The sequence below is a fragment of the Streptomyces sp. NPDC006335 genome (assembly GCF_040612795.1).
In the GTDB taxonomy this organism is placed as follows: domain Bacteria; phylum Actinomycetota; class Actinomycetes; order Streptomycetales; family Streptomycetaceae; genus Streptomyces.
Map to the genome: position 1 here is coordinate 354,077 of NZ_JBEXQX010000008.1, position 24,903 is coordinate 378,979.

At 69.9% G+C, this 24,903-nt stretch carries 21 protein-coding genes and 1 pseudogene; 9 read left to right on the top strand and 13 right to left on the bottom strand.

The annotated features are described in order from the left end of the window. Positions 1-26: 26 nt before the first annotated feature. The 3 genes from ABZ098_RS24115 to ABZ098_RS24125 are packed head-to-tail and all read right to left on the bottom strand — an operon-like array spanning position 27 to position 4,886. Positions 27-1,811, bottom strand: coding sequence for an ABC transporter ATP-binding protein (locus ABZ098_RS24115; RefSeq protein WP_356594334.1), 1,785 nt, complete (start codon positions 1,809-1,811; stop codon positions 27-29). Then, complete coding sequence (locus ABZ098_RS24120) at positions 1,808-3,694, bottom strand: ABC transporter ATP-binding protein (RefSeq protein WP_356594336.1); 1,887 nt, start codon at positions 3,692-3,694, stop codon at positions 1,808-1,810. The genes ABZ098_RS24115 and ABZ098_RS24120 overlap by 4 nt, the downstream gene beginning before the upstream one ends. A gap of 28 nt (positions 3,695-3,722) precedes the next feature. Next, on the bottom strand, positions 3,723-4,886 hold the full coding sequence (locus tag ABZ098_RS24125) for an acyl-CoA dehydrogenase family protein (RefSeq protein WP_356594338.1): 1,164 nt from the start codon (positions 4,884-4,886) through the stop codon (positions 3,723-3,725). A 187-nt stretch (positions 4,887-5,073) separates the two neighbouring features. Here ABZ098_RS24125 and ABZ098_RS24130 point away from each other — a divergent pair, with 187 nt between their 5' ends. The 5 genes and pseudogenes from ABZ098_RS24130 to ABZ098_RS24150 all read left to right on the top strand — a co-directional run bounded on the left by ABZ098_RS24130 (position 5,074) and on the right by ABZ098_RS24150 (position 9,787). Next, entirely contained in the window at positions 5,074-6,066 is a 993-nt protein-coding gene (locus tag ABZ098_RS24130; RefSeq protein ID WP_356594340.1) for a nucleotidyltransferase family protein, read from the top strand. Continuing rightward, positions 6,063-8,072 (top strand): PEP/pyruvate-binding domain-containing protein, encoded by a 2,010-nt coding sequence (locus ABZ098_RS24135; protein WP_356594342.1) that lies wholly within the window; start codon positions 6,063-6,065, stop codon positions 8,070-8,072. Before ABZ098_RS24130 ends, ABZ098_RS24135 begins: the two co-directional genes overlap by 4 nt. Before the next feature lie 235 nt (positions 8,073-8,307). Beyond that, positions 8,308-8,400 (top strand): annotated as a pseudogene (locus ABZ098_RS24140) (dTDP-4-dehydrorhamnose reductase); the annotation flags it as partial. 260 nt (positions 8,401-8,660) lie between these two features. Next, positions 8,661-9,218, top strand: coding sequence for a glycoside hydrolase family 25 protein (locus ABZ098_RS24145; protein WP_356594344.1), 558 nt, complete (start codon positions 8,661-8,663; stop codon positions 9,216-9,218). Between the two features lie 26 nt (positions 9,219-9,244). Continuing rightward, positions 9,245-9,787: an MOSC domain-containing protein gene (locus tag ABZ098_RS24150; RefSeq protein WP_356594346.1), complete on the top strand. Its 543-nt coding sequence runs from the start codon at positions 9,245-9,247 to the stop codon at positions 9,785-9,787. 28 nt (positions 9,788-9,815) lie between these two features. Here the strand turns inward: ABZ098_RS24150 and ABZ098_RS24155 are convergent, their stop codons facing one another. Then, the gene (locus ABZ098_RS24155) at positions 9,816-10,493 is read right to left on the bottom strand and encodes an FCD domain-containing protein (protein WP_356594348.1); all 678 of its coding nucleotides are present in this window, start codon (positions 10,491-10,493) and stop codon (positions 9,816-9,818) included. Between the two features lie 264 nt (positions 10,494-10,757). Here ABZ098_RS24155 and ABZ098_RS24160 point away from each other — a divergent pair, with 264 nt between their 5' ends. Continuing rightward, complete coding sequence (locus tag ABZ098_RS24160) at positions 10,758-12,383, top strand: 2-isopropylmalate synthase (RefSeq protein ID WP_356594406.1); 1,626 nt, start codon at positions 10,758-10,760, stop codon at positions 12,381-12,383. Next, positions 12,380-13,174 (top strand): ATP-binding cassette domain-containing protein, encoded by a 795-nt coding sequence (locus ABZ098_RS24165; RefSeq protein ID WP_356594350.1) that lies wholly within the window; start codon positions 12,380-12,382, stop codon positions 13,172-13,174. The genes ABZ098_RS24160 and ABZ098_RS24165 overlap by 4 nt, the downstream gene beginning before the upstream one ends. Before the next feature lie 41 nt (positions 13,175-13,215). Here ABZ098_RS24165 and ABZ098_RS24170 read toward each other — a convergent pair whose 3' ends face one another. Beyond that, entirely contained in the window at positions 13,216-13,434 is a 219-nt protein-coding gene (locus ABZ098_RS24170) for an EF-hand domain-containing protein (RefSeq protein WP_007384825.1), read from the bottom strand. A 196-nt stretch (positions 13,435-13,630) separates the two neighbouring features. Between ABZ098_RS24170 and ABZ098_RS24175 the strand changes: the two genes are divergently transcribed. Beyond that, positions 13,631-14,311, top strand: a complete 681-nt coding sequence (locus tag ABZ098_RS24175) for a GNAT family N-acetyltransferase (protein ID WP_356594352.1) — start codon at positions 13,631-13,633, stop codon at positions 14,309-14,311. On the opposite strand, the gene ABZ098_RS24180 is transcribed toward ABZ098_RS24175, so the two are convergent. The 6 genes from ABZ098_RS24180 to ABZ098_RS24205 all read right to left on the bottom strand — a co-directional run bounded on the left by ABZ098_RS24180 (position 14,282) and on the right by ABZ098_RS24205 (position 20,528). Further along, on the bottom strand, positions 14,282-15,478 hold the full coding sequence (locus ABZ098_RS24180) for a hypothetical protein (protein ID WP_356594354.1): 1,197 nt from the start codon (positions 15,476-15,478) through the stop codon (positions 14,282-14,284). The two genes, ABZ098_RS24175 and ABZ098_RS24180, sit on opposite strands and share 30 nt — an antisense overlap. After that, a complete protein-coding gene (locus ABZ098_RS24185; RefSeq protein ID WP_356594356.1) occupies positions 15,478-16,212 on the bottom strand; it encodes a polysaccharide deacetylase family protein in 735 nt (244 codons plus the stop codon). The genes ABZ098_RS24180 and ABZ098_RS24185 overlap by 1 nt, the downstream gene beginning before the upstream one ends. A 20-nt stretch (positions 16,213-16,232) precedes the next feature. Beyond that, a complete protein-coding gene (locus tag ABZ098_RS24190; RefSeq protein ID WP_356594358.1) occupies positions 16,233-16,736 on the bottom strand; it encodes an ATP-binding protein in 504 nt (167 codons plus the stop codon). A gap of 262 nt (positions 16,737-16,998) precedes the next feature. Beyond that, a complete protein-coding gene (locus ABZ098_RS24195; RefSeq protein ID WP_356594360.1) occupies positions 16,999-17,766 on the bottom strand; it encodes an enoyl-CoA hydratase-related protein in 768 nt (255 codons plus the stop codon). 127 nt (positions 17,767-17,893) lie between these two features. Further along, on the bottom strand, positions 17,894-19,132 hold the full coding sequence (locus ABZ098_RS24200) for an Ig-like domain-containing protein (RefSeq protein WP_356594362.1): 1,239 nt from the start codon (positions 19,130-19,132) through the stop codon (positions 17,894-17,896). A gap of 163 nt (positions 19,133-19,295) precedes the next feature. Continuing rightward, on the bottom strand, positions 19,296-20,528 hold the full coding sequence (locus ABZ098_RS24205; protein WP_356594364.1) for an Ig-like domain-containing protein: 1,233 nt from the start codon (positions 20,526-20,528) through the stop codon (positions 19,296-19,298). Between the two features lie 232 nt (positions 20,529-20,760). Here ABZ098_RS24205 and glgX point away from each other — a divergent pair, with 232 nt between their 5' ends. Next, positions 20,761-22,995 carry a glycogen debranching protein GlgX gene (gene glgX, locus ABZ098_RS24210; protein ID WP_356594366.1) on the top strand — a complete coding sequence of 745 codons (2,235 nt, stop codon included), beginning with the start codon at positions 20,761-20,763 and terminating at the stop codon, positions 22,993-22,995. A gap of 24 nt (positions 22,996-23,019) precedes the next feature. Here glgX and ABZ098_RS24215 read toward each other — a convergent pair whose 3' ends face one another. Beyond that, on the bottom strand, positions 23,020-23,658 hold the full coding sequence (locus tag ABZ098_RS24215; protein WP_356594368.1) for a response regulator transcription factor: 639 nt from the start codon (positions 23,656-23,658) through the stop codon (positions 23,020-23,022). Further along, on the bottom strand, positions 23,648-24,892 hold the full coding sequence (locus ABZ098_RS24220; protein ID WP_356594408.1) for a sensor histidine kinase: 1,245 nt from the start codon (positions 24,890-24,892) through the stop codon (positions 23,648-23,650). The genes ABZ098_RS24215 and ABZ098_RS24220 overlap by 11 nt, the downstream gene beginning before the upstream one ends. Between the last annotated feature and the right edge of the window lie 11 nt (positions 24,893-24,903).

The following is a 24,903-nucleotide window of genomic DNA, read 5'->3' on the forward strand; positions in this document are numbered from 1 at the left end:
CCTGGTGACTGCTTGCGCCTCTGACATCAGCTGTATGAGGCGGCCTGGGTGGTGTACAGCTTCGCATAGCGCCCCCCGAGAGCCATGAGTTCTTCGTGCGTGCCTTGTTCCGTGATCCGGCCGTCCATGAGCACCACGATCTGATCGGCGTTGCGCACGGTGGAGAAGCGGTGGGAGACGAGCAGGGTGATACGACCGTCGCGATCCACGGCCGCTTGGCGGAGGAACATGTCGTACAGCTGATGCTCCGCGTGGGGGTCCAGGGCGGCGGTGGGTTCGTCGAGCACCAGCAGTAGCGGCGAGCGACGCATCAATCCGCGCGCGAGGGCAAGTCGCTGCCACTGGCCCCGGGACAGGTCCACGCCGTTGTACACCGGGCCCAGTTGGGTATCCAGTCCGTTCGGGAGGGAGTCGACCATCGCCTGGGACTCGGCGGCACCAAGGGCCCGGAGGATCTCGTCGCGATCGTCGACGGAAGGCAGTGAGCCGATACCCACTGTCTGACCGGAAGTGAGCTGGAACGGCACAAAGTCCTGGAAGACGCCACTGAGTTGCTTGCGCCACGCCTGCGGGTCGAGGTCGGCCAACGGCGTTCCGTCTACGGCGATGGAACCCTCGGTGGGCCGGTACATCCCTGCCAGCAGCTTCACCAAGGTGGTCTTCCCCGCCCCATTGGCGCCGACAAGCGCCACGGTGGACCCTGCCCGCAACTTCAGGTCGATACCGTGAAGTACCTCGCGATGTCCCTCGCCCTCGGTTCGGGGGTAGTGGAAAGAGACATTGCGCAGTTCGATGCCGTCGCGAAGCTGCTCGGGTGCGGCCGCACTGCCCGTGGCGCCATGCCGGGCGGCGAACTCCCGCAGCCACAGATAGTGCTCGGCGGCGTGACCGGCATCAGCGAGTTCCGAGAAGCTCTCCACCGTCACATGTACCTGGATGCGCAGCCGCGTGCCGATGGTGATCAGCAGCATCACATCGCCCAAGGAGGCCTCGCCGTCGTGCACCAGGGAAGAGACCAGCACGATGGCACCGATATAGCCGGCCGCGTAGCACAGCCAGCCGGCCAGCTGCCAGCCCATCGCTTCGAGTCGTGCGCGGAAGACCGTGGTGAGCACTCGCCTTCGCGCGGCATCGGCTTCCGCGTCCAGCACCGGTCCGGCGCCGGCGATGTAGATCTCCTTGCCGGTCGCCTGCTCGACGCACATACGGTGCAGTCGTTCCTCGTACCGCTGGTCCTCCGCGGTGGCCCGGTTGGCGACCGCGACTTTTCGCTGTGCTTGTTTGGCGGCCCAAAGGGGAGGCAGTGCAAGGAGCGCGAGCGCGCCGAGAGCCGGGTGTACCTCCATCAGCAGCCAGAGTGACAACACCACCGCGACCAGGGACGAAATGCCTTCGGAAGCGGCCCAGCAGGAACGGGCGAGGGCTGGGGTGTGGCGGCGCAACAGAGCCAGCCGGTTCAGATAGTCCGGGCGCTCCAGATGTTCGAGAGTGGGCAGGGAAGCGGTGATTCCCAGGATCTCGCGGTTGAGTTCCACGTCTATTCGGTCGGCGAGGTCACTCTCGTAGTTGGCTTTGGCACGGTTGCCCGCCGCAAAGACGGTGTGAGCCAGTGCTCCGGCCGCAGCGGCGGCGATCAGGGCGCCGACGGAGTGCCGGGCTGCCGCGTCCACCAACCAGCGTTGGCCCGCACCGATGAGAGCGAGGGCGACCGATTGCAGGACCATCAGGAGGCCGACGACGTACACGATGCCGCGATCGGCACGCCAGGACATGGCCAACATGTCTCGCGCCAGGCGAAGTGTCGCGGTCATGCGGATGACTCCTGTTCGAGCGATGGCGCCGGGTTCGGTCGCGGGTCGGAGAAACTGGCTGCCTGGAGCTTGAACAGTTGGGCGTAGGCGCCTTGGCTGTCGAGAAGTTCCGCGTGGCTGCCCTGCTCCCGCACCTGTCCTCCGTCGAGGAAGGCAATGCGGTCGGCGTGTCTGACAGTGGAGAGCCGGTGGGAGATGAGAAGCACGGTGGCACCGGGCACCTCGGCGACGACCTGCCGGTAGAAGCTTGCCTCGGCCTCGACATCGAGGTGGGCGGTCGGCTCGTCCATGATGAGGATGTCCCGTCCGTGGTCGACGGCGAAGAGAGCGCGGGCCAGAGCGATGCGCTGCCACTGTCCGCCGGAGAGCTCGGTGCCGCGTGCTCTGTAGCGTGCCAGCGGAGTGGCGTAACCGTCGGGCAGGTTGGCGATCAGGTCGTCGGCTCCGGCGCGGCGCGCGGCGTCGCGGATGCCCTCCAGGTCGTCGCGGTGCTCGGGAGCGGCCAGGGCGATGTTGTCGGCGGCGGACATGGGGTACTGGTTGAAGTCCTGGAAGACGACGGCCACTCGGCGCCGCAGTTCCCGGAGCGGGATGTCAGCGGAGTCGACGCCGTCGATCACCACGCGCCCCTCACTGGGCCGGTAGAGGCCGCCGATCATTTTGATGAGGGTGGTCTTGCCGGCGCCGTTGCGGCCCACCAGAGCAAGTACTTCTCCCGAGCCGATGTGCAGGTCGAGGCCGTCGAGAACCGGGTCGGACCGGCCGGGATAGCGAAAGACGACCGATTCGAGCCGGATCTGTGCGGGCGAGCGGTCACCGGGGGCGGGCGGCGGCGTTACGGCCTCCATGGCCTGGGTGTCGTGATCCGGTGAGTGGGCATGAGTGAGGCGGTCCAGGGCCTGGACGGCTCCCATGCCGTACTCGATGTCGAACGCCTCATGACCCATCGTGCTGATCCCGAAGACTCCCCAGGCGGAGACCAGGACCATGCCGAGTGTGCTGAGTGAGATCTGTCCGTGCGCGGCCGCGAGTCCCGGATACAGGAGAGCCGCGCCGGAGGAGGCCAGTGCCAGCCCGGCGGTCCATCCCTGCTGCCGGAGGATGTGGCGTCGCGTGGACCAGATCGCGCCGGCCCACTCCCGCACCTCCGCCGTACGACGACGTACCGCCCAGTCGTGCAGGCCGAACAGCCGAATCTCTTTGGCCGCGTCCGGACCTGCCACCAGCTCCGTCCAGTACTCGCCGCGCCGTTTGAGGGATTCTCTGCTGTCCCGGACTTCCGCGAGGTGGATCCACTGGCGCCGGATCAGTGCCCGCATGATCAATGAGGTGACGAGCAGCCAGGCAGCCAGCAGTGGGGAGAAGGAGGCGACAACGCCCGCTGCGCCGAGTGCCGCGATCACGCGGAACACCAGGCGGAGTTGACCCACCGCGGCGGTTCCCGGTGAGCGCACGCGGCCTTCGCCGACATCCGAGGCGCGGGCTGCGTCGTCCGCGAATTCCGGATCGCCCAGGTGTGCGATGCCGTCGGGAGCGAGTGCGATCCGGCGCACCATGCCGCGCACCCGAGCATCGATCCGGCCTGCCGTGTACTGCTCGACGGCGCGGCCCAGCGCGGTGAACACCTCGTCGGCCACCAGGAGTGCGGCCATCAGGGTCAGTGGCCAGGCGAGATCAGCTGCTCCTGCCTTGCCGTCCGCCGTGCGCACCAGGCCGGCGATCAGCGCGCCGGTGGCGAGCGCGGTGAGCGTGGGGACCGAGGAGGTCCACACATGGGTCATGACCAGCAGACCGCCCGTGCGTCGCTCTTGGACCGACAGGTGAAGGAGCCTCCAGCGCTGTCGCACGAGGACGACGATTCGACGGCTTCGCGGGGCTCTCACCGCGGCCACCTCCTTGCGACATCGAGCTTCACAGCAGCGTCACATCACGGTCGAGCATGAGGAGCCCGCCGTTGACCGTCCACAGCCGGTCGTTGGCGTAGTTGAGGGCTGCCGAGCGCAGGTCTCGAAAGACTCGTTCCAGGGGAAGCGGAGCACGGCTGCTGTATCCGCCGCTCAGACCCGCCAGCTGCACCATGCGGTCGACGGCTGCGAAGCACAGCTCGGAGGCCGCAAGCTTGAGAGTGTTGAGGTGGAGTTGTACTGGAGTGGCGGTGACGCTCTGCCCGCTCGCTCGTACGGCGGTCACCTCTTCGGTAGCCCGCTGCAGATAGGCATGGACCAGCTCAAGGTCGAAGCGGACCCGGGCGAGTCGCTCCTTGACGAGGTCGGAGTGGAGGTCGGGGCCGCCACGTCGCGTCGGCTCCCGCAACCAGGACACCAGCTGCGCGAACACACCGCGCGCAGCCCCCAACCAGCAGGCGGACCACCCCAGGTGGGCCAGCGGGATCATGCTGTCGACCGCGACCTCGGTGAACTGGCCAGGGTCACCTATCAGGTTGGTGCGGGGAACCTGCCCGGACAGGCGCAGACCGATGCTCTCCGTGGCTCGCATGCCCAGGGCTTCCCAGTCGCCCGTCTCCTCGGCCTTCAGCTCCGAGCGGTCGGCATAGACGAGACTGACCTCGCGCGCGTTGGCGTCCGGCCGGGCGCGCAGGGTGATCAGAAAGCCGTCGGCGTGGCGCCCGCCCGTGACCACGGGCGCGTCACGCTCGAAGCTGAGCGAGCGTGTCCCGTCGGTGCGGAGCGGGTCCTGGGCGGCGGTGAGCAGCCCACCCTTGCCGTTCTCGGTGGTGACCGAGGCCAGATACACCTCTCCTGCGGCGATCCGAGGCAGAAGCCGGGCAGCCAGTTCTCTGTGGGCGTGCCGCCGGAGTATATCCACCTGTTGGCAATGCATTGCCCAAATCATTGCCGTGGAAAGGCATGCGCCGGCCAATTGTTGGGCAATGTCGGTGAATTCCGCGAGACTGGCCTCTCGACCGCCCTGCTCTTTGGGCACGAGCAGCCCCATCAGCCCGCTGTTCTTGAGTGCGGTGAGGTTTTCGACAGGGAAGGTCCCGGTCCGATCGGCCTCAGCTGCGTTTCGTCGTATCAACTCGACTAAGCCCGAGAGTATGTCGCTGTCAGCCATTCCTGGCGAAACCCCCATGGTCTCAAGTACAACTCTGACACCATGCCATAGTCGTCATGTACTTGGGGAGTGGTCTGTGGAGACAGGGACACCGGAATGGAAGATACTCATCCGGCTATGCCGGGGAGTACTCGAACCGGAGCACAGGGATGCCGCGCTGACGCTGCTCCGGCGAGAAGAGATACATGTGCCGACCCTTGTCGAGCACGCGATGCGGCACCGGATGATTCCGATGCTCGCGCATCTGGTGATGGACGAGGACGACCTGCCTCTGCCGGCGCAGTTGCGTGGAGAGCTGTTGGGAGCGCTCCTGACCAACCGCGCGCGAGTCGGTCGACTGGGCGACGCGGCAGCCGAAGCGGTGGGTGCGCTGCAAAGGGAGGGTGTCCGGGTTGCGGTCACCAAGGGCATCGCCCTGGCGTCAACCGTGTACGGCGGCCACGGCGTGCGCAAGATGATGGACGCGGACCTGATGATCCATCCCCAGGACCGGGCGACGGTGTCCCGAGTCCTGGAGGAACTGGGTTTCCAGCAGGGGTTGTACGACTGGAAGCGACACCAGATCACCGAACTCCCCGCGCGGCGCCGTGCGGTGTACCGCCTCAGTCCGGATCACCTGCCGCACTTCATGCGATTGGAGCCGTATCGCGGTGGCACGCTGGTGATCGATGTGGCGAACTCGGTCACGTGGACGCACAGCGAGTGGCAAGTGCCCATGGACGCAGTCCTCGAGGACCTCGAGCAGGCCGAGTCCCCTGGCAGCGGAGCGCCGCTGCCCGTGCTGACGCCTCCGTGGCAGTTCCTCTTCACCGCCCTGCACCTCTTCCGGGAGGCTTGGTTCGTCGAGACCGCGCAGGCGGGCAAGGACATGCTCTACAAGTACGCCGATCTCCTCGGACTGTGGCGCCGTGACCGCTCAGTGCTTTCCACCATGGTTCCCGAGCTGGTCGGGCGGTACGGGTTGCAGCGGCCCGTGGCCTGGGTGCTCGAGCACACGGACCGGACGTTCGGTTCGGACCTCGCTGCCGGCACAGGGCTGTCCGGTGCCGTCTCCGAGGACTTCCTGGCGGGCGCAGTCGCCCCAGGAGGCCACCCCATGCGGTGGTCGGGCACGATGAACGAGCGGCTCTGCCGTGCCAACCGCGCAGACCTCTTCGAGGCCGTTGCGGAGCCACTGTGAGCCAACTGATCACGCTCGACGCGGTTGACCCCGAGCGACCCGATCTCGTGGGGTACAAAGCGGCCAACCTGGCACGGCTGCTGCAGGCGGGCTTCACTGTCCCACCGGGAGTGGTCCTGCCGGCCGCGCAACTGTGGGCTGCGGCAGTACGCGGCGGACACCGGCAGGACATCGACGCGTTGGCCGTTGCCGGGGCCACGAACAGCAGTCGGATCTGCTCACTGCTGTGGCAGGTGGACCTCGGCGACCTGCTGTCCCTGCCGCAGAGCGGAGCACTCGGCGAGCCGCTCGCAGTGCGCAGCTCCAGTACCTTGGAGGACCGCTCCGACGGCTCGTCCGCGGGGTTGATGGTCTCTCTGCTCGGCGTTGCTCCGCGAGAGTGTCCCTCCGCGGTCCGCACGGTCTGGCTCTCGGGCTTCTCCCCGCTCTTGCTGACCCAGCGCGGTCGGGTCCCGGTGGACCACCTGTCAGTACTGATCCAGCCCGAGGTCCGCGCCGAAACGGCCGGAGTCTGCTTCAGCCGCGCGCCCGGCCACGAAGACGCCATGGTCCTGGAGTGCACCACCGGCACCGCACAGCACCTGCTCGACGGAACCACCCGTGGTCACCGCTATGTGCTGGACCACGACAGCGGTGCGGTGCGGCAGGCACCCCCCGACGGCCCGATGCGCGCCCGGGACCTGACCACGCTGCACCAGCAGGTGCTGGCCGTGGAGGACCTCTACGGCCACCCGGTGGACGTGGAGTTCGCCGTTGAACAGTCAACCGGACGTCTCCACATCGTGCAGGTCAGGCCGGTCACCGCGGCGCTTGCCCCCCGAACCGCGCCCTCGGTGGGCCAAGGGCTGCACATCATCTCTCCCGACCGCATCGACGAAGCCACTCCGCATGCCTCCGGTTTCATCTCCCGCATCTTGGCCCGGCGCGCGGACAAACATCAGTACGTCCGCCAGGCCGCACAACAGGAGCGGATTCCCGTCACTGGCGAGTGGCTGCTGACCGGTGCTCGGTCGACGCCACAGGGGATTCGCGAACTGGCCGACACGATCCGCGAGAAGACCTCCACGAGCTGCGTGACGGTCGCGCTTCCTCGGCTACCGGCAACGCTGCTGTTCGCCACCGACCTGGAGCCTTTGCTGAGTGAGCACATGGAGCAAGGCGAGACCGTTTACGCATCTGCCGTCCACGTCGGCACCACGAGCGGCTACGCCGCTTTGCGCACCGACGGCTCGCTGCTCGTGGAATACGTCGCGGGCGGGATCGGCGGCCTGAAGTTCGGTGCCGGTCCGTTCTCGGTCCTGGTCGCGGGCGTTGATGGGGAAATCATTACCAACGAGTGCAGACCTACGAGCAACTGGTGGGATCTGTGCGGTGCCCCTCTCGAATTCCGCCCGGTGGCCGAGCCGCGCACACCCCAGCCCCTGGATACGGCAGCAGTGGCCGAGCTGCGTCGAATCACCGGCGCGATGTCCGACCGCTTCGGTGAGGTCCGTATCGAGTGGATGCGGCTGGCTGACGGATCCGTGCTGCTGTGGGATCTGTCCATCGAGCATTCGGCGCTGGGTGTGGACGAGAACGGCGGGCCCGGCGCGCTCTCCCCGGGAACAGCGGTTGGGGAGGCGGTGGTGATGACCGATCTGGGACCTCTCGAGTCCCTGCTGGACCAGCGCAACGTCATCCCTGAGCCGGCCTATCTGGAGCGCCATTCCAGTGGGGAAGCGGATCAGCTGCGCGCCCGTCTGCTCGGCGGCCGCGCACGGCCCATCGTGGTTGCGCCACAACCGAGAATGGCTCTGTCGCTGCTCCTCGGGCACGTTGCCGGATTCGTCTTCGACGAAGCGCCCCTGCTCTGTCACCTGTCGATCATCCTGCGCGAGGCCGGCGTCCCCGCAGTGGTCCAGCCGGGCGCGACTCGGCTGCTGTCCACCGGCGACCTGCTGGAACTGGATGACGGCGAATGGGTTCGCGGGACTCAGCCCGGACCCTCGGTGGAGGTACGGCGGTGATGTCGTCGGATCGCTCCTGAGCTGGTTCGTTTCCCGGCCTCGATTCGTGACGGTCCGTCGGATTCTCGAGCCTGCTGGAGAAGTCTCCTGCACGTGATCTTGTCGGCCCCCGAGGCTGGTTCTCGGAGGCCGATGTGGTGGCGGAAGGACACCTGGCGATGTCACTTCGTTCAGCGAGTACAGGGCGACGTGCCGACATGTGCCGAAGACCTCGCCCCCACTTTGCGGGAACTTGTCCGACCAGGCCGGAAGGTTCCACCTTGCCGGAGCGGACACCCTCAGCCGTCACGAACTCGGCGTTCTCATCGCCCGACGCGATGGACTCGACGCGATCCGGGCTGCCTGCCGAGAGCGCCGAGCTCGCCGGGGCTCCCGCCCGGCCGACTCCGGCATTTCACTCCGCTCGGGGCATGACAGACCTGTCCGGCGTGTTCCCCGCATTCCGTACGGTCGTCCGCACGGAGGGGGAGGTCGGAGCGGGCGGGGCGTCGGTGGGGTGCGGGGCGGACTGTGGGCGAGGTTCTCCCGCGGGGCTTGTGGGGCATCATCAACTCCCGTTCCCCCACTCTCACTTCAGGGAGCCCCCACATGCTCCGCGGCATCGATGTCAGCGCCTACCAGTCCGCCGCCTACAGCACGGAGGGGCTGTCCTTCGTCTTCGTCAAGGCGACGGAGGGCCGCTCCTACACCAACCCGAAGCTCTCGGCGCAGACCAAGCACGCCCGGGACGCCGGGCTGGTCGTCGGCTTCTACCACTTCCTCTGGCCCGGCAACCTCACCGCCCAGGCCGAGTACTTCGTCAAACACGCCCCCGAGAAGGGCGGCGACATCCTCGCGGTCGACTGGGAGACCACGGGCGACGGCACCCACGCGAGCAACGCGGAGAAGGACTCCTTCATCCGCAAGGTGAGACAGCTCCGCCCGAACAACCGGGTCGTCCTCTACACGAACAGGCACTACTGGCTGAACGTCGACACCACGTCGTACGCCGGTGACGGCCTCTGGATCGCCGACTACGTCACGGCCGGCAAGCCGCGCATCAAGGCGAAGTGGCGCTTCCACCAGTACACCGACGACCCCGTGGACAAGAACGTCGCCGACTTCGCGAGCAAGGCGGCCCTGCGGGAGTGGGCGAACGACGCCTGACCCGGCCCGGCTCGTAGGCTTGCCCCATGGGCGGGAACATCACTGCGGTCAGCAGCAACGGGACGTACTCCTTCACCAAGCCGAACCGGGAGAGCATCACGCTGCTCGCCGGGTTCGGGGTGGAGGGCGACGTCCACGGCGGGGCGACCGTCAAGCACCGTTTCCGGATGCGGAAGGACCCCTCGCAGCCGAACCTCCGGCAGGTGCACCTGATGCACGAGGAGCTCTTCGAGGAGCTGCGGGAGGCCGGTTTCGAGGTCGGCGCCGGGCAGCTCGGCGAGAACGTGACGACGCGTGGGGTCGACCTGCTCGGGCTGTCCGTGGGAACCCTGCTGCGCCTGGGCGACGAGGCCGTCGTGAAGGTGACCGGGCTGCGGAACCCGTGTGCGCAGATCGACGGCTTCCGCAAGGGCCTGCTGAAGGAGGTCGTCGGGCGGGGTCCCGACGGGGGCGCCCGGTTCAAGTCCGGGATCATGGGCGTCGTCGTGGCGGGAGGCGTGGTGCGTCCCGGGGACACGGTCGGGATACAGCCGCCTGAGGGACCGCACCGCCCGCTCGACATCGTGTGACCGCCGGGGCGGGCGGCGCGCCCGGCGGTCAGCCGCGGAACGGATCCTCCAGTTCCTCCCGCAGGATCTCCGCCGCCCCCTCCGCGTCCCCGTCCGCCACCGCCCGGACCAGTGCCGCGTGCGCCTCGTCCGCGGTGTTGGGGTCGTCCTCGCGCAGGCCGGTCAGGGCCAGCAGTTCGACCAGGCCCTCGCGCAGAACGGGGGTGAACTCCCTGAACAGATCGGCGAGTACGGGGTTGTGCGCGGCCTCCACCACCGCCGCGTGGAAGGTGATGTCCGCGTCGACGAAGGCCGTGTCGGAGGACGTGGCGGCGGCCCGACGGCCCTCCAGCGCCCGTTCGATGGCCGCCACGTCCTCGGGAGTACGGCGGCGCGCGGCGAGGCGGGCCGCGTGGACCTCCACCGCCATGCGGACCTCGTAGACGTCCGTGACCGCGGCCCGGCGCAGACGTGTGGGCCAGTCCCGCACCTCCTGCGTCGCGGTGACGAAGACCCCGGCCCCCTGTCGCGCCCGCACCAGCCCCGCCCCGGCCAGTGCCCGCAGGGCCTCGCGGACCGTGGAGCGGCCGACGCCGAGTTCCCTCGCGAGCGTGGTCTCACCAGGCAGTTTCGTGCCGACGGGCCAGTGCCCCGCGGTGATCTGCTCGCGCAGCCGTTCGGCGGCCTGTTCGACCAGGGGGCTGGGGCGGACGGGGCCTAGCGGCATCTGCGGTTCACCAACTCGTACGGGGGACGAAAGCGGGGACGAAGGCGGGGACGAGGGGTTCTCAGCCGATTCTCACTTGTCTGAGGAGCTGAGGAGTGACTAGCCTACCTCCCGTGATCTTCCGCGGTCTCCTTCTTCTCGGCTGCCGCGGCGGGGCCTGACGCGACCGGCACCCCGCCGCGGGACGCCGTGCTGCCGGTCCCCGTCGACCGAGCCGAAGGAAACACCGTGACCACCGTCTGGAACACCCAGCGGCCGAGCCCCATGCCGTTCCACCGCTACCGCCCCTTCCAGGACCGCGTCCATGTCCCCGCCGTCGACCGCGCCTGGCCCGCCGCCCGCATCGAGCGCGCCCCGCTGTGGGTCCCCGTCGACCTGCGTGACGGCAACCAGGCCCTCGCCGAACCGATGGACACCGCCCGCAAGAGCCGCTTCTTCGACCTGCTGGTGCGCACCGGCTTCAAGGAGATCGAGGTCGGCTATCCCTCCGCGAGCCGCACCGACTTCGACTTCGTACGGCACCTGGTGACGGGCGGCACCGTCCCCGACGACGTCACCCCCGTCGTCTTCACCCCGGCCCGCACCGATCTGATCGACCGGACCTTCGACTCGATCGCCGGTCTGCCGCGTGCCGTCGTCCACCTGTACATCGCGACCTCACCGGTGTGGCGGGACGTCGTCCTGGGCCGGGACCGGGGGCAGGTGTGGCGGACCGTGCGGGAGGCGGCCGAGCACATGGCACGGCGGGCCGAGGCCCTCCAGGGCACGGCCGTCCGCTTCCAGTTCTCCCCCGAGACCTTCAACCTCACCGAGCCGGACTTCGTCCTGGAACTGTGCGACCGGCTGACGGAGTTGTGGGACGCGAGCCCGGACCGGCCGGTCACCCACAACCTGCCCGCGACGGTCGAGATCGCCACCCCGAACGTCTACGCCGACCAGATCGAGTACGTCCACCGCCATCTGGCCCGCCGCGACTCGGTGATCCTCTCCGTCCACCCGCACAACGACCGCGGCACCGGCGTCGCCTGCGCCGAACTCGCCGTGCTGGCCGGCGCCCAGCGGGTGGAGGGCTGCCTGTTCGGCAACGGCGAGCGCACCGGCAACGTCGACCTGGTGACCCTCGCGATGAACCTGTACGCCCAAGGCGTGGACCCCATGGTCGACTTCGGTGACATCGACGCCGTCCGCGAGACCGTCGAGCACTGCAACCGGCTGCCGGTGCACCCCCGCCACCCGTACGCGGGCGACCTCGTCCACACCGCCTTCTCCGGCACCCACCAGGACGCCATCAGCAAGGGCCTCGCCCACCGGGACGAGCACCCGGACGAACCCTGGCAGGTCCCGTACCTGCCGATCGACCCGGCCGACATCGGGCGGACCTACGAGGCGGTCATCCGCGTCAACTCCCAGTCGGGCAAGGGCGGGGCCGCGTATCTGCTGCGCACGCACCACGGCCTCGACCTGCCGCCCCGCATGCGCCCCGACTTCTCCCGGGCCGTCCAGGAGGCCACCGACACCAGCGGCCGGGAGATGAGCCCGAAGGAGCTGTACGAACTGTTCCGGGCCCGCTATCTCACGGAGGGCGAGGTGCGGCTGCACGAGGGGACGGCGTACGAGGAGGCGCCGGGTGTCCACCGTTTCGTCGGCACACTGGAGTGCGACGAACGCGTCGGTGACCACGAGGGCACGGGCAGCGGTGCGCTCTCGGCCTTCGTGGACGCGCTCGCCGGTGCCGGGTACGCCGTCGAGGTCGTCGACTTCACCGAGGACGGCACGGCGGCCTACGCCGAGTGCCGCGTCAACGGCGGTACGACGGCCTGGGGCGCCGGCGTGGGCCCGGCCGCCGCCGTCCAGGCCGTACTGTCCGCGATGAACCGGGCGATGCGGTGAGGGAGGTCCTGCGCGCCGAGGACGTGCGGGTCGTCCGCGACGGGAGGGTGATCCTCCAGGAGGTCTCCCTGACCGTCCGGGCGGGAGAGCACTGGGCCCTCCTGGGCGCCAACGGCGCGGGCAAGTCGACGCTGCTCGGCCTGCTGGGCGCCCTGATCCACCCCACCGGGGGCACGGTCGAGGTGCTGGGCCACCGGCTCGGCCGGGTCGATCTGCGGGAGCTGCGCGCCCACGTCGGTCACGTGGACCCGCGCCATCCGCTCACCGCGCCGCTGCGGGTCCGGGACGTCGTCCTGACCGGGCTGACCAACTCCGTCGCCCCGCTCCCCCGTCGCCGGCCGACACGGGCGCAAGTGGACAGAGCCGACCGGCTCATCGACACCCTCGGCCTCGCCGACCTCGCCGACGCCCGCTGGCCGACCCTCTCGCAGGGGCAGCGCGGCCGTACGCTCATCGCTCGCGCACTGATGCCCGAGCCGCGGCTCCTGCTGCTCGACGAACCGGCGACCGGCCTGGACCTCCCGGGCCGTGAGCAGCTCATCGACGCCCTGGACGCGCTGCGCCGCGGGCATCCGGCGCTGGCGACGGTCCTGGTCACCCACCACCTGGAGGAGCTGCCGCCCGGCACCACGCACGCGCTGCTGCTGCGCGAGGGCCGGGTCCTCGCGCAGGGCCCGGCGTCGGACGTCCTCACCGCTGACCAGGTCGGCAAGTGCTTCGACCTCCCGCTGGTCCTGAACCGCGACGAAGGCCGCTGGACGGTACGGATCCGGGGCCGGGGCCGGGCATGACGAAGGGGGCGCCCGTCGGGGCGCCCCCTTCACCGTCGGTCCTACTTGTTCAGGTAGGCCCAGAACTCGTCGAACGACAGGAGCTTGTCGCCGTTCAGGTCGCGGCTCTTGATGATCGCCTCGGCGACCGACTCGGTCACGTTCCAGTCGCCGCCCTGGGCGAGGGCGGACTTGAACTCGGCGGCGGTGATGGTGCCGTCACCGTCCGCATCGATCCGCTCGAACTGCTTGCGTGCTTCCTCGATGTCGATGTGCGCCACCGGTCCGCCCCTTTTCTTGCCTTTGTCGTGTCCTGCTGGCTTGCTGCCGCAGGTCAGATTAGCGGCCCGCCCAGGCCCGCAGTGCGGCGGCCACCCGGGGAAAACCCCGGTGCCGTCCTCGATCATGTCTGCGAGTGTGGGCCTTCCGGGGGCTTCCAGGGCCTTCCCGGTGGGCGCGGACCGAAGGAGCGGTGTGATGGAGACCTTGCGGGACATTCTCGACGCGGCGGCCCGCGGGGTGTTCCCGCCCGCGGACGGCGGCACGACGGTCGTACCGCAGGCGTGCCACCGGGACGCGGGCGTGCTGTCCTTCACCGCGCACTCGGTCGTCTTCACCGACGAGGACCCCGAGTGGGTCCACGCCACCCTGCGCCGCCTGGACTGCGACGCGCTGGCCGCGACCATGAACCCGCGGTTCCTGACCGCCCTCCTGGACCGGACCGGGCGCAGGTCCGAGACCATCGACGTGATGCTGGTCGGCGACCCGCTGCCCGGCGAACCGCCGCTCGCGCTCGCGGAGATCGAGGACGCGAACCACCCGCGCATCACGTACGCCCGCAGGCGGCGCGACGACATCCGCGCCTGGACTACGGAGGGCGGGGTGCTGGTGACGGGGCGCGGGGTCGGCGGCCGCCTGGAGGTCTCGGTCGAGGTGGACGAGGATGTACGGCACCGTGGTCTGGGGCGGGCGCTGGTGACCGCGGCGAGGCATCTCGTCGCGGAGCCGCTGTGGGCCCAGGTGTCCCCGGGGAACGCCCGCAGCATGCGGGCGTTCCAGGCGGCCGGTTACCGTCCGGTGGGCGCGGAGGCGGTGCTGCTCGCCACGGTCCCGCGGATCGTCGGCGGCTCAGCGGAAGATGCCGGTGTGACCGAGTGAGTACCGCCCCGGCTGGGGGTACACCGCGAGCCCGTGCGGTCCGCTGCCGACCTTGATCCGGGCGAGCTGGGCGCCGGTGCGGGTGTCGATGGCGTAGACCTCGGAGTTGTAGCGGCCGGACAGCCACAGGACCTTGCCGTCGGCGGAGACACCGCCCATGTCGGGGCTGCCGCCCTGAGGGAGCCGCCACTTCTTGGTGAGCCGGTTCTGGGTGAAGTCGAAGACGGAGACGGTCCCCTCACCTCGGTTGGAGACGTACATCTCGCGGGAGTCGCGGCTGACGTAGAGGCCGTGGGTGCCCTTGCCGGTGGGCAGCAGGGTCGGCTTGCCGAAGGTGTCGCCGTCCAGGACCCACATCCCGTCGGCCATCATGTCCGCGACGTAGAAGCGCTTCCCGTCGGGCGAGACCTTGACGTCCTGCGGCATGGCCCCGCGGAAGGGGAGCTTCTGCTGTCCGATCACCTTCATCTTCTCGGTGTCGACCTTCAGCAGCTCTCCGCTGAACTCGCAGGACACGATGAAGTACCGGCCGTCCAGGGAGAAGTCGGCGTGGTTGACGCCGTAGCAGCTCACCGGGACCGTCTTCCTGCGCTCCATGGTGTGCGGGTCGCGGAAGACGAGTTCGCGGTCGAGGGAGGCCATCACGACGGCGTACCTGCCGTTCGGCGTGAAATAGAGGTTGTACGGGTCGTGCACCTCGACGGGTTTGCCGGCCTTGCCGGTCCTCGGGTCGATCGGGGTGAGGGTGTGTCCCCGGTTGTTGTTGACCCAGAGGGTCTTCAGGTCCCAGGAGGGCACGACGTGCTGGGGCTGCCGTCCGACCCGGATCGTCTCGATGATCCCGTACGTCTTCGGGTCGATCACGGAGACGGTGTCGGACTCGGTGTTGGGCACGTAGACCCGTGACGGGAAGTCCTTGACCACCGGGGACAGCCGGTTGGGCCGGTCGGCGGCGTAGACGTCCCGCGGGTCGAGGACCGGCGGCATCCCGGGCAGCCCGTCGACCGGCTTGTGCACCGGTTTCACCGGCTTCACGGGGGCGGGGGCGGCCGCCTCGGTACCGCGGTGCGCGGAGGCGGACGGGTCGTGGTGCCCGGTACCGCAGGCGGCGAGGGCGACGAACGCGGCGCCCGCGATCAGGGCGCGCTGGGCAAGGGTGCGGTGCATCAGCTGAACAGCTCCGTGGTGGTCACGGCGGCCAGGCCGCGGCGGTCGAGTTCTTCCAGTACGGCGGGGAGGGCGGCGACCGTGTCGTCGTAGCCGAAGTGCAGGCTGACCACGGACCCGGCGCGGGCTTCACCGAGCACCGTGCGGGTGACGGCCGCGGCACCGGGCGAGGTGAAGTCGAGGGAGTCGACGTCGTAGGACAGGACGTGCGGGTAGCCGCTCTCGCGGGCGAGGCGCTCGACGAGCGGGGAGGCCCGGGGGGCTCTGGAGGGACGGAACCAGCCTCCGATCGACCCGGTCAGCCGCCTCAGCCGCTGCGCGCAGCCGGCGATCTCCTGCCGGGCCTCGGCCTCGGACATCGCGTTGATGTCGAGGTGGCGCAGGGTGTGGTTGCCGAGTTCGTGTCCGCCGTCGAGGACGCGGCGGGCGATGTCGGGGTGCTCGTCGAGCCAGGTCCCGACGGCGAGCACGGTCACGCGCGCGCCGTGCCGTTCGGCTTCGGTGAGGAGGGTGCGCGCGGTGGCGGGATCGCCGCCGCCGTGGAAGGTGAGGGCGAGGCGGGGACGGTCGCGGGGGCCGTGGGCGAGCTGGGCGGGGAGGGGATCGGGACGGGAGCTTGCGGTGGCGCGGGCGGGGTGGGCGACGGCCCCGGTGGTGCCACATCCGGCGGTCAGCGCGAGACCGGCGGTGGCGAGCAGCAGGGCCCGACGATCGGTCGTAGTCACCCGCCCCATTTAAGGGGGTTCGTCGGCTCTTACCGGTCAGCCACCCGCATCTCGAACCAAGTCGTCTTCCCGCGGGGCAGCAGATCGACGCCCCACCGGTCCGACAGCTTGTCCACGAGGAACAGCCCCCGTCCGCTGACGTCCATCTCCTGCACCGGCATCAGACAGGGCAGTCCGCGCGACGGGTCACGGACCTCTATGCGGATCCATCCCCGCCGGCGCCGCATCCGCAGACCGAACACCCGCGCGCCGGTGTGCCGCACGGCGTTGCCGACCAGTTCGGACACGAGTAACACCGCGTCCTCGGTCATCTTCGGGGTGAGCCCCCAGTGGCGGAGGACGATCACCTGGGTCAGGCGCCGCGCGGCCGCCGCGGACTCCGGCCGGGAGGGCAGCGGGACTTCGGCCTCCGTGGGATTTCCGAACAGTTCGAGCGCCTTCTGTGCGTGCTCGTCCTCGACCGCCGGAGACCAGCGCGCCGCCGTCGTACGGCCGTCTCCCCGCGGCTGTTCGAAACCCTCCAGCCCCGCCATGCCCCCATCATGGCCGCCCACAGCGGCCTCCGGGGCCGTTCCTGACGAATACGCCCCCCGGAATGCGTCGTTCCGAGGGAGGCGATCGGCATATGCCCCAGGCACTTCGGCGCCTGTGGCAACCCTTCTGAGCTGCGGCGGAGGCTCACTGGGAGGCAATCGACGGACTCCCTCGACAAGGCAGGCTTAAGGTTGCGTTAAGGCTCCCATAAACCGCCCCATCGAGGGACCCGGATCAGACATCGCGTCAATTGCAAGTGGTTCAGAGGAATTTCGCCTTGCCGGGGCCCTCCTCGACGAAGCTCTTCATCCCCCGCTCACGGTCCTCCGTGGCGAACAGACCCGCGAACCAGTTCCGTTCCACCGCGAGCCCCGTCTCGATGTCGGTCTCCAGACCCGTGTCGATCGACTCCTTCGCGGCGCGCAGCGCGAGCGCCGGCCCCTGCGCGAGCCTCGCCGCCCAGGCGTGCGCCTCGGCGTACACCTCGTCGGCGGGCACGACCCGGTCCACGAGGCCCAGCGTCAGCGCCTCGTCGGCCTTGACCATACGGCCCGTGAAGATCAGGTCCTTCGCCTTGGACGGGCCGACCAGCCGGGCCAGCCGCTGGGTCCCGCCGGCGCCGGGGATCAGGCCGAGCAGGATCTCCGGCTGCCCCAGCTTGGCGTTCTCCGCGGCGATCCGGAAGTCCGCGCACAGTGCGAGTTCGCAACCGCCGCCCAGGGCGTACCCGGTGACGGCCGCGACGACCGGCTTGGGGATGCGGGCCACCGCCGTGAAGGAGTCCTGAAGGGCGCGGGCGCGCAGGACCATCGCGGTGTGGTCCATGGCCTGCATCTCCTTGATGTCCGCGCCGGCCGCGAACACCTTCTCCCCGCCGTACACGACCACCGCGCGCACGTCCTCGCGCCGGGTCGCCTCCTCGGCGAGCTCCTTCAGCCGGTCCTGGGTGGCCACGTCCAGCGCGTTCATGGGCGGGCGGTCGAGACGGATGGTGCCGACACCTTCGGCGACTTCGAGATTCACGGTCATGCAGGCAGGTTAACGGGCACTAACGGTGCGGGACCGGTGCGCTCGCTCACATCCGGCCCAGGCGGCGACGGACGACGACGGCCCCTGGTGCCGTACCTCGCACCAGGGGCCGTCGATCAGCGAAGCGTCACGCCTTCCACTTCTCCCACGACATGTTCCAGCCGTTGAGGCCGTTCTCCGGCGCGACCGTCGCGTCGTCGGAGTTCTTGACCACGACCACGTCGCCGATCATCGAGTGGTTGAAGAACCAGGCGGCCGGTACCCCGCTGTCGTAACCGCCCTTGACGTCCCGCAGGCCCACGCAGCCGTGGCTGGCGTTGTAGTTGCCGAAGGCGTCGCCGCCCCAGTAGTTGCCGTGGATGAACGTGCCGGAGTCGGTGAGGCGGGAGGCGTGCGGGACGTCCTTGATGTCGTACTCGCCGCCGTAGCCGACCGTTTCGCCGTTCATCCGGGTCACCGGGAGCATCTCGCTGATGACCATCTGGCCGTTCCAGGTCTCGTAGCCGGGCTTGCCGGTGGTGACCTTGAGGGTCTTGATGGTCTTGCCGTCCTGGGTGATCTTCATCGTGTGCTTCTTGGCGTCCACGACGGAGACCTGGTTGCGGCCGATGGTGAAGGAGACGGTCTTGTTCTGCTTGCCGTAGACGCCGTCGCGGCCCTCGACCCCGTTCAGGTTGAGGTCGACGGTGACCTTGGTGCCTTCCTTCCAGTACTGCTCGGGACGGAAGTCCAGGCGGTCGTTGCCGAACCAGTGGCCCTGGACGTCGACCGCCGGCGTGGTCTTGACGGTGATGGCCTTCTCGACGTCCTCGGGGCTGGTGATGCCCCGGGTGAAGCGGATGGAGAACGGCATTCCGACGCCGACCGTCGAGCCGTCCTCGGGCGTGAAGGTGCCGATGAAGGTGTTCTTCGGGGTCAGGGTGGTGAAGCTGGAGTCCTCGGCCGCCGTGCGGCCCTCGGAGTCCTTGGCGATCGCGTGCACCGAGTACTTGGTGCCGGAGGCGAGGTGGGTGGACGGCGTCCAGGAGGCACCGTCGGCGGCTATCTTGCCGGCTATCGCGGTGCCCTTGGCGTCCTTGACCTGGACCTCGGTCAACTTGCCCTTGCTGGCGGCGACCTTGAGGGCGCCGCTGGTGTCGACGGACTTGGCCCCGTCCTTCGGGGTGATCGAGACGACCGCCTCGGACTGCTTGGTGTCGGAGGCGGACGAGTCGCCCTTCTCCGCCTTGGCGTCGCCGGATCCGGAATCTCCCCCGCCGCAGGCGGTGACGGCCAGCAGCAGGACGCCGAGTATCAGCGCCAGCAGCCCCTTGGTCCCGCGCCCCCGCGCGTCAACCGACGCCCCCGATATCGGTCGCACGTTCAAGTCTGTTCTCCCCTCGAAGGGCCTGGTCAGGCCCGCTCCCCGACGCGTTCCACGAACACGTCGGCGAATATTAACCGCAGACTTTTGAGCAACGTGTCAGTCCAAGGTCACCATTCCGTCCCAACTTCGACGGAAAGTTGGGCCGACCCACCCCCCTGTCGGGTTACTTCACCGCACTGCCCGCTTTCCACTCCTTCCATCCCATGTTCCAGCCCCCGAGGCCATTGTCGGGAGCGACCTTTTTGTCATCGCTGTGGACGACCTCGACGACGTCCCCGACAAGGCTGCGGTCGAAGAACCAGCCCGCGGGCGTGTCCGAACTGCCGCCCTTCACGTCCCTGAGGCCCACGCAGCCGTGGCTGACATTGACCCTGCCGGGGGCGGTGGGCGCCCAGTAGTTGCCGTGCAGAAAGGTGCCGGAGTCGGTCAGCCGCAGGGCGTGCGGGACGTCAGGGATGTCGTACTCACCGCCGAAGCCGACCGTGCGGCTGTTCATGCGGGTCACTTCGAGCATCTCGGTGATGACCATCTTGCCGTTGTACGTGGTGGTCTTCGGGGCGCCGGCGGTGACCGGCACGGTGGCGAGCAGTGCGCCGTCCCGTCTGACCTGCATGGTGTGCTGTGCCGCGTCGACGAGGGAGACCTGGCTGCGGCCGACGGTGAAGGAGAAGGTCTTGTACTGGAGGCCGTAGACGCCGGGCGCGCCTTCGACGTCACGCAGCCGCAGGGCGACCGTCACGCGGGTGCCCGGCGTCCAGTAGTGCTCGGGGCGGAAGTCGAGGCGGCCCTTGCCGAACCAGTGCGGGCGGATCTCGACGGGCGGCTTCGCGGTGACGCGCACGGCGCGTTCGACGGCGGCGCGGTCCTCGATCTCCCGGTTGAACTCCAGGGACACGATCATCCCGGTGCCGACGGTGGAGCGGTTCTCCGGGCTGACGTACCCGATGAAGCGCTCCTCGGGGACGTAGGTGGTGAAGGTGGTGTGCCGGGCCGAGCGGCGGCCGTGGGCGTCGAGCGCGACCGCGTCGACGGTGTACTCGGCGGCCAGCGCGAGCCGTGCCTCGTCGGGCTCCCAGCGCAGTCCGTCGTCGGAGATGTGCCCGGGCACCGCGAACTCCTGCGCGTCCTGGGACTTGACGACGGTGACCGACTCCAGGCGCCCGCTGGGCACCCGGACCCGCAGCTTCTCCTCGGGCGGCACGCCCTTGGTGCCGTCGTCGGGAGCGACCCGGATGACGTCCTCGGGAGCGGGAGGCTTCCCGAACCCGCCGACGCCCCCGATCCCGCCACCCCCGTCCGCCGTGCAGCCGACGGCCCCGGCCAGCAGTCCTGCCCATGTCACTACGGCGGCCAAAGCGGCCCCCACGCGCCGAGCGCGCCCATGTCCATGCCTCACGAGGAGCTCAACGACGCGCCCCGCCAGGGGGAAACGTGACCTGTGGATCTACAACAAGGGGGACATACCGCCATTTCTTCTTCGGGTGCCCCGCCCAACCCGCCGGAACGAACCCGTGAGTGCGAGGCGAGCGGTGGGCAGAACAGTGGGGAGAACGACGTGCAGGGGTGCCGCGGCAGGGACGCCGTGCGCTCTTTTCCACCTCGTTCCACGAGCCGTGGGAGGCCGACCGGTGTCCAGCGCAGCCGAGCAGGAGGCGGTGACGGAAGCCGCCGAGGAGCGCCCCGCCGCGCTGGTGAACGGGGCGGCGCGGGCGGTACCCCCGGTGCCGGTGTGGCCCGGTGCGCCGACGCCGCTGGGCGCCCGGTTCCGGGTCGGCCCGGACGGGGTCGCGGGGACCAACTTCGCGCTGTGGGCGGGCGGTGCCGAGGCCATCGAGCTGTGTCTGTTCGACGCGGACGGCAAGGAGACCCGGGCCCGGCTCACCGAGCTCACGCACGAGATCTGGCACGGCTTCGTCCCCGGCGTCATGCCCGGCCAGCGCTACGGCTTCCGGGTGCACGGCCGCTGGGACCCGTGGACCGGCGGCCGCTGGAACCCGGCGAAGCTGCTCCTCGACCCGTACGCCCGCGCCGTGGACGGCGACTTCAGCCTGCCGCCCGAGGTGTACGGCCATGTCCGCGACTGGCCCCAGCAGCAGGTGGCGGACACCGTGCGGGACGACCGCGACTCGGCGCCGTACGTCCCGAAGGGCGTGGTCGTCCACGATGACGACGACTGGGCGGAGGACCGCAGGCCGAAGACCCCGTGGGCGGACTCGGTGATCTACGAGGTGCATGTGCGGGGGTTCACGGCCCTGCACCCGGACATTCCGGAGGAACTGCGGGGCACCTACGCCGGGTTGGCGCACCCGGCCGCGATCGAGCACCTCGTGCGACTCGGCGTCACGGCCGTGGAGTTGCTGCCGGTCCACCAGTTCGCGCACGAGGACCACCTGCTGCGCCGCGGCCTGAAGAACTACTGGGGCTACAACTCCATCGGCTACTTCGCGCCGCACGCGGCCTACGCCGCCTCCGGTACGACGGGCCAGCAGGTCGGCGAGTTCAAGCGCATGGTGCGCGCGCTGCACGCCGCGGGGATCGAGGTGATCCTCGACGTGGTCTACAACCACACGGCCGAAGCGGGTGAGTTGGGCCCCACGCTGTCGCTGAAGGGCATCGACAACCGGGGTTACTACCGCCTCCAGTCGGACGCGCGCAGGTACGCGGACTACACCGGCTGCGGGAACACCCTGCACGTGGTCCAGCCGCACGTCCTGCGGCTCATCACCGACTCGCTGCGCTACTGGGTGACGGAGATGGGCGTGGACGGCTTCCGCTTCGACCTGGCCGCCGCGCTGGCGCGTTCCATGCACGACGTCGACATGCTGTCGCCGTTCCTCGCGGTCATCGCCCAGGACCCGGTGCTCCGGCGCGTGAAGCTGATCGCCGAGCCGTGGGACGTGGGCTCCGGGGGCTACCAGGTGGGCGCCTTCCCGCCCCTGTGGACCGAGTGGAACGACCGCTACCGCAACGCCGTTCGGGACTTCTGGCGGGGCGCGCTGCCGGACGTACGGGACCTCGGTTACCGCCTGTCCGGCTCCAGCGACCTGTACGCGTGGGGCGGGCGGCGGCCGTACGCCTCGGTCAACTTCATCACCGCGCACGACGGTTTCACCCTGCGGGACCTGGTGTCGTACGAGAGGAAGCACAACGAGGCGAACGGCGAGGGCAACCGGGACGGCACGGACGACAACCGGGCCTGGAACTGCGGGGCGGAGGGGGAGACGGACGACGAGCGGGTACGGGCGCTCAGGCGGCGGCAGCTCAGGAACCTGCTCACCACGCTGCTGCTGTCGACGGGCGTGCCCATGCTGGTCGCGGGGGACGAGCTGGGCCGCACCCAGCGCGGCAACAACAACGCCTACTGCCAGGACAACGAGATCAGCTGGGTGGACTGGGGGCTGCTTGAGGACCCCGGCTGGAAGGCCCTGTTCGACCTGACCTCCCGGCTGATCGACCTGCGTCACCGGCATCCGGTGCTCAGGCGGCGGGCGTTCTTCTCGGGGCGGGCGCACTCGGCGGACGGGCTGCGCGACCTGGCCTGGTTCACCTCCCGCGGCACGGAGATGACGGAACGGGACTGGTACGCGCCGGCCGGCACGCTCGGCATGTACCTCTCGGGACGGGACATCCCCGGCCGCGACGAACGCGGGGCGCCGATCGTCGACGACAGCTTCCTCGCCGTCCTGCACGCCGGGGACCGCCCGGCGGCCTTCGTGCTGCCGGGGCCGCCGTGGGCGGAGCGGTACGAGGTGGTCGTCGACACGTCGAGGGAGGAACAGGGGGAGGCGCCCGGGGTGGTGCACCGGGCAGGGGGGTCGATCACCGTACCGGCACGGGCCGTGCTGCTGCTGAAGGTCGGCTGAGGCGGTCAGGCCTCCCCGAAGGTCCTAACCGAGGATCCCCCGCTGGTACGCCGTGGCGACCGCGGCCGCGCGGTCCTTGACGCCCAACTTGCCGTAGAGATGGGTGAGATGGGTCTTCACGGTCGCCTCGCTGATGAACAGCTCGCGGGCGATCTCCCGGTTGGACGTGCCCTTGGCGACCAGGGCCAGCACCTCGCGCTCGCGGGCGGAGAGGGGTTCGTTGCCGTGCGCACCGGGAGTGCGGACCGCGGAGACCAGGCGGGAGGCGACGGCCGGGGACAGGACCGTACGGCCCTCCGCGGCGGCCCGCACGGCCGTGAACAACTCGTCGCGGGGGGCGTCCTTGAGGAGGTAGCCGGTGGCTCCCGCCTCGATGGCCGGCAGGGTGTCGGAGTCCGTGTCGTACGTCGTCAGCACGAGGACCTTCGCCCGTGCACCGGCGCGGGTCAGCGCGCGGATGGCGTCCACCCCTCCCCCGCCCGGCATCCGCAGGTCCATCAGGATCACGTCGGGGTCGAGCGCGGCGGCCCGCTCGACGGCCTCGACGCCGTCGGACGCCTCGCCGAGGACGGCGAATCCGGGCGCGGACTCGAACATGCCGCGCAGACCGTCCCGTACGACGGGATGGTCGTCGACGATCAGCACCGAGATGTCACCGCTCATGGCGGACCAACGGTACGCGAGCCGACAGGGCGGTGCCGTGGCCCGGTTCGGACTCGACGGTGAGGGAGCCCGCGACGCGTTCGGCGCGGGCCCGCATGCCGTCGAGGCCGAAACCGCCGGTGCGGGTGCGGGCCGGGAGGGCGAGGGGGTCGAAGCCGACGCCGTCGTCGCGGATGTCGAGGATGACCTCGTCGCCCAGGAAGGTCAGGGTGACACCGAGGCGGCCGGCCCGGGCGTGCCGGGAGGCGTTGGAGAGGGCTTCCTGGGCGATGCGCAGGAGGGTGGCCGCGATCTCCTCGTGGAGCTGCTGCGCGGTGCCGGTGGCGGTGAACTCGGCGCGCACACCGGTGCGTTCGCCCCAGTCGGTGACGGTCTGCTTCAGGGCCTCGGGGAGCCCCGCGTCGGCCAGCGCGACGGGGGCCAGGTTGTGCACCGAGCGGCGCGCCTCGCCCAGGCTGTGGCGGGCGAGGTCCATGGCCCGGTGGACATGCTCGCGGGCCTGGTTCTCGTCGGGCGTGTTCGCGACGACCTGGAGCTGGGCGATGATGCCGGTCAGGCCCTGGGCGAGGGTGTCGTGGATCTCGGCGGCGAGCCGTCGGCGCTCGTCGGCGACGCCCGCTTCCCTTGCCTGGACGAGGAGTTGGGCGTGCAGGGCGGCGTTCTCGTCGAGCGCCTGCTGGAGGGCCTCGATGGTCGAGGCGCGCTCGCGGGAGCGCTGCTCCTCCTGCTCGGTGATGTGGGCGACCACCGACTGGAGGCCGAAGTTCGCGGCCAGGAGCGCGGCGAACCCGAGCCACTGGGCCGTGCTCGCCGGCATCAGCCCGCCGGCCTGCGCGCCCGCCACGGTGACCGCGCTGGCGAACAGTCCGAGCCGCCGCCACCGGCCCGGGATCAGCTCGTCGGCGTCCATGTAGCCGCTGGCGGCGTAGAACGCGAAGAACGGGTTGAGCCAGGTGAGGACGAAGGCGATGGCCCAGCGGACGGCGTAGTACACGGTCCCGGTCCGGGTGGGGACACGGCCCCGGCGGGGGCGGCGGTGCCGGGTGCCGTGCCACCACGACTGGAGCAGGATCGCGGCGCCGACCAGCGCTCCGACGAGGTACCAGTCGACGGGGCCGTCCATGATGCCCGCGGAGACGACCGCGAGGACGAGACCGGTGCCGAGCAGTCCGTACGGCCCCCAGACGTGCAGCCGCTCCCAGTACCTGTCGATCCTGGCGTCCGACGCGTTCATCTCCCCAGTCT

Coding starts and splice junctions, on each gene's coding strand:
- ABZ098_RS24160 (WP_356594406.1), top strand. CDS start 10,758: ATGCCGTTCCACCGCTACCGCCCCTTCCAGGACCGCGTCCATGTCCCC.
- ABZ098_RS24195 (WP_356594360.1), bottom strand. CDS start 17,766: ATGACCGTGAATCTCGAAGTCGCCGAAGGTGTCGGCACCATCCGTCTC.
- ABZ098_RS24190 (WP_356594358.1), bottom strand. CDS start 16,736: ATGGCGGGGCTGGAGGGTTTCGAACAGCCGCGGGGAGACGGCCGTACG.
- ABZ098_RS24215 (WP_356594368.1), bottom strand. CDS start 23,658: ATGAGCGGTGACATCTCGGTGCTGATCGTCGACGACCATCCCGTCGTA.
- ABZ098_RS24175 (WP_356594352.1), top strand. CDS start 13,631: ATGGAGACCTTGCGGGACATTCTCGACGCGGCGGCCCGCGGGGTGTTC.
- ABZ098_RS24180 (WP_356594354.1), bottom strand. CDS start 15,478: ATGCACCGCACCCTTGCCCAGCGCGCCCTGATCGCGGGCGCCGCGTTC.
- ABZ098_RS24185 (WP_356594356.1), bottom strand. CDS start 16,212: ATGGGGCGGGTGACTACGACCGATCGTCGGGCCCTGCTGCTCGCCACC.
- ABZ098_RS24220 (WP_356594408.1), bottom strand. CDS start 24,892: ATGAACGCGTCGGACGCCAGGATCGACAGGTACTGGGAGCGGCTGCAC.
- ABZ098_RS24155 (WP_356594348.1), bottom strand. CDS start 10,493: ATGCCGCTAGGCCCCGTCCGCCCCAGCCCCCTGGTCGAACAGGCCGCC.
- ABZ098_RS24145 (WP_356594344.1), top strand. CDS start 8,661: ATGCTCCGCGGCATCGATGTCAGCGCCTACCAGTCCGCCGCCTACAGC.
- ABZ098_RS24150 (WP_356594346.1), top strand. CDS start 9,245: ATGGGCGGGAACATCACTGCGGTCAGCAGCAACGGGACGTACTCCTTC.
- ABZ098_RS24115 (WP_356594334.1), bottom strand. CDS start 1,811: ATGACCGCGACACTTCGCCTGGCGCGAGACATGTTGGCCATGTCCTGG.
- ABZ098_RS24125 (WP_356594338.1), bottom strand. CDS start 4,886: ATGGCTGACAGCGACATACTCTCGGGCTTAGTCGAGTTGATACGACGA.